Source organism: Gluconobacter sp. DsW_058 (genome assembly GCF_002153615.1).
Taxonomy (GTDB): Bacteria; Pseudomonadota; Alphaproteobacteria; order Acetobacterales; family Acetobacteraceae; genus Gluconobacter; species Gluconobacter cerinus.
Genome location: NZ_JOPH01000049.1, coordinates 1 through 3405, shown reverse-complemented (window position 1 = coordinate 3405; position 3405 = coordinate 1). Strand labels below are relative to the sequence as shown.

The following is a 3405-nucleotide window of genomic DNA, read 5'->3' as shown; positions in this document are numbered from 1 at the left end:
TTCGAGCTGATCACCAAGTCCGCTCAATCGAGCAAGCCGCTCTTCAACATCAAAGAAACCCGGCTGCTTCATGATCCATACTCCAATCAACGCAAGGAAAATGGAATCACAGAGCAAACCTCAATACCAGAGGGTTTTTCGAACCCTCCACCTCTATGTACGCGGGTGCGTCAAAAGCACAGACTGTCAGCCAGGGCACAGGCACTGCTGGAAACCAAAATCCAGCCGTTGTTGCCCCTCATCATCGCGGCAAGAGTGCCAACAAGAAAAAAACACCCACACAAACAATCAAACCCTCTGATGCCGAAGCCCCGGCAGGCTCCGCAATAACGACTGACAACGCTGCCAACAGGCGCGTCATTGCTGATGCGAAGGCACAAGGAGCCGCCCCTCGGTCCAGAGAAGAGAACGTTGTTGTAACAGGAACGCTCTTCAGTGATCCAAACGCGACCAATGCGTCGCCGATTGAACACATCACCCGAATGGACATGCAGCGGCGCGGTCTCAAGACAGTGACCGACGTGCTCCAGTCCCTGTCAACGAATGGCGCAGGCAATCTGACAAACGGCTGGTCTGCTGGTGGTGGTTTCGCAACTGGTGGTTCCGCTCCGTCGCTTCGTGGCCTCTCTACCGACTCAACTTTGACGCTCATCGACGGTCAGCGCCTCGCCTATTACGGCCTTGCTGACGATGGCGAGCGCAATTTCGTCGATACCAACTGGATCCCGATGTCGATCATGCAAACGGTCGATGTTCTTGAAGATGGTGGCTCCGCGACCTACGGTGCAGACGCTGTCGCAGGCGTCGTCAACATGGTGACACGCAAGGAAATTCAAGGCGTTGAGGGAAATGCTGAGGGCGGCTTGTCCCAGCGTGGCGATGCCGGTCATCAGCGGCTGTGGGCAACATATGGCCACGGCGATCTGCACCGTGATGGATACAATTTCTATATCAACTCAGAATATCAGCAGGATGACCCTCTCTACTACCGTCAGCTTCAGTCTCCATACAATAGTGGCGACCTGACAGGTATTGGAGGTGGAAACGCCAACTATAACACCCTGCTCCCGGATGGAACGATCAGTCCTTTCGGTGTAACGCCTGCGGCTATCGTCCGACGTAGCGATGGAGCAAACAGCGGAACAGGGGCGTGGCAGCTTCTGAATCCTTCTGCTGGATGCGGCTCTTTTGGATCGGTTGTTACTGGTAGTGTCGTGAGCGGCGATAATGGTAAAAGCCAGACCTGCACCATGAATTCGCAGCGTTATGCTCAGGTGGCGCCAGACATTCGCCGTATCAATGCCACCGCGCATCTTACGGTGAACGTGACACCGCGTTCCCAGCTCGTGGCCATGTTCAATTACTCACAGGCCATGACAACTGTTACTGGGACACCAACAACCACAAGAACTTACAGTCAGGCTGAGTTGGCAAACACGCTTAGCACGCCAATTCCTGCTTATCTTCCAAACGGACAGCTCAACCCTAACGATCCGTTCGCTGCCGAAGGCAAGGCCGCAGAGGTCGATTACCGTTTTGCAGACCTTCTCCCGACCACAACAGAGTTTAATCAGAACTTCCGCGGGTCCGTTCGCTACGCAGGCTGGGAGCCCTCTGACTGGGGTTCAGACTGGCATTATAATGCCGATTTCGTAGGCATGGCGACACGCCTGACCCAGACCATCACGGGCGTCCCCACAATCAACAGTCTTGAGAACGCGATTACAAGCGGCGACTATAACTTCGTCGATCCTTCGCAAAACTCACAGGCCGTTCTAAACGCGCTGGCTCCCCGGAGTGTTATTACAGCCACAACATCTGAATATTCTGGGAATCTGACAGCCAACAAAGGTCTTTTCAAGCTTCCGGGTGGCACGGCCAACCTCGCAATTGGCGCCAATTTCCGCCATGAGGCATTGAACGATCCGTCGGCCAATCCGCTAAATATTGCGGATCCTGGAGCACAGTACGTTGGCACAATCAATCCCGTGAATGCAAAAGGAAGTCGTTGGGTTGAATCCGGTTTCTTTGAAGTCGGCTTACCATTCCATAAAATGGTCAATGTGGACGTCTCGGGCCGTTACGACAATTACAACGAAAGCACGGGCAACAGCTTCCACCACTTTTCCCCCAAAGTGGGCCTCCAGTTCAAACCAACGAAAATGCTGACCCTTAAGGGAACATTCAACCAAGGTTTCCGAGTTCCAAGTTTCTCTGAAACCGGTGGCTCGAATGTCGGTTACGTGACCTATGATCCGTCTGCTGTCACATCTTTCGTCAATCAGCATCGGAGTGCTGACGGCTCAGCCAATACCTACGCCCAGCCCTACTCAATCGGTGAAAATACGTCTGGCAATCCAAATCTTCGTCCAGAAACATCGACTGGGTTCTCAGGGGGACCAGTATTCAAGCCAACGGACTGGCTGACAATCAGTGCGGATTACTACTATATTCGCAAAAACCACTATATTGCGCCTAATCCCTATGGTGTCGCTGCTATGGCGACCGACTATCTAGAGGGAAATGCTCTCCCAAGCGGCGTAACCGTCACCCCTGACGTTGCTGACACGCAGAACCCAAGTGGACAGCTACGCCCTGGCTTGATCAACCTTGGCTACGTTAACACGAAGAAGCTGATCACGGATGGTTTTGACCTGAAAATCCAGGCACAGAAGCACCTTCCCGGCCCTCTCCATGACGTTCTCTGGGTAAGTAAGGGCGAAGCGACTTTTGTCCATCGTTACAATATCTATCTGCCTGCTTCATCAGGTGGCGGTGTAGAGCGCTTTGCAGGAACACTTGGCCCTTACAGTGCAGTTTCTTCTTCAGGAACACCACGCTGGCGCGCGAACTGGGCCAACACTTTCATGTGGAAAGGGCTCTCCGTCACACCGACCGTATATTACACAAGTGGTTATCGCTTGACTGCGGACGACTATTCCGGAGCTGGCACAAGCGGCGGTTGCGCTAACGTAATCTCCAACAGTGCGTATTATCCCTCCCAGTGTCATGTAAAAGGTTTCTGGGATGTTGATCTGACGGTCAACTATCAGGTGAACCGTCGCTGGAATATTTACGCGAACGTCTACAATCTTCTTGGCTTCCGAGCACCGTATGACTTCGGTACATATGGCGGCTATCTTTATAACTCTTCCTGGGCTCAAAATGGCGTTGTCATGCGTTCATTCCAGTTTGGTGTAAACGTTACGCTGTAGTCCTTGATACCCATCTATTGTAGTTTCAAATTTCCGATGATTTAGGGAAATTCAATAGACTGCCTGCGGACGAGTAAATTACTATTCCGCAGCTTTCTTCGATGTGGCGTCGCAGATGGAGGGATCGAAGAACCGTTGGTTGATGCGCTTGGCTCGCGATTTAAGGCTTTTGGCGATTTGATTGACGGTT

At 52.5% G+C, this 3405-nt stretch carries 1 protein-coding gene; it reads left to right on the top strand.

Annotation, left to right across the window (positions count from 1 at the left end):
* Positions 1–155 precede the first annotated feature (155 nt).
* Entirely contained in the window at positions 156–3215 is a 3060-nt protein-coding gene (locus HK24_RS09795) for a TonB-dependent siderophore receptor (RefSeq protein WP_086634331.1), read from the top strand.
* Positions 3216–3405 lie beyond the last annotated feature (190 nt).

Bases quoted from the DNA above. Each gene is read 5' to 3' on its own strand.
- HK24_RS09795 (WP_086634331.1), top strand. From the start codon at position 156: ATGTACGCGGGTGCGTCAAAAGCACAGACTGTCAGCCAGGGCACAGGC.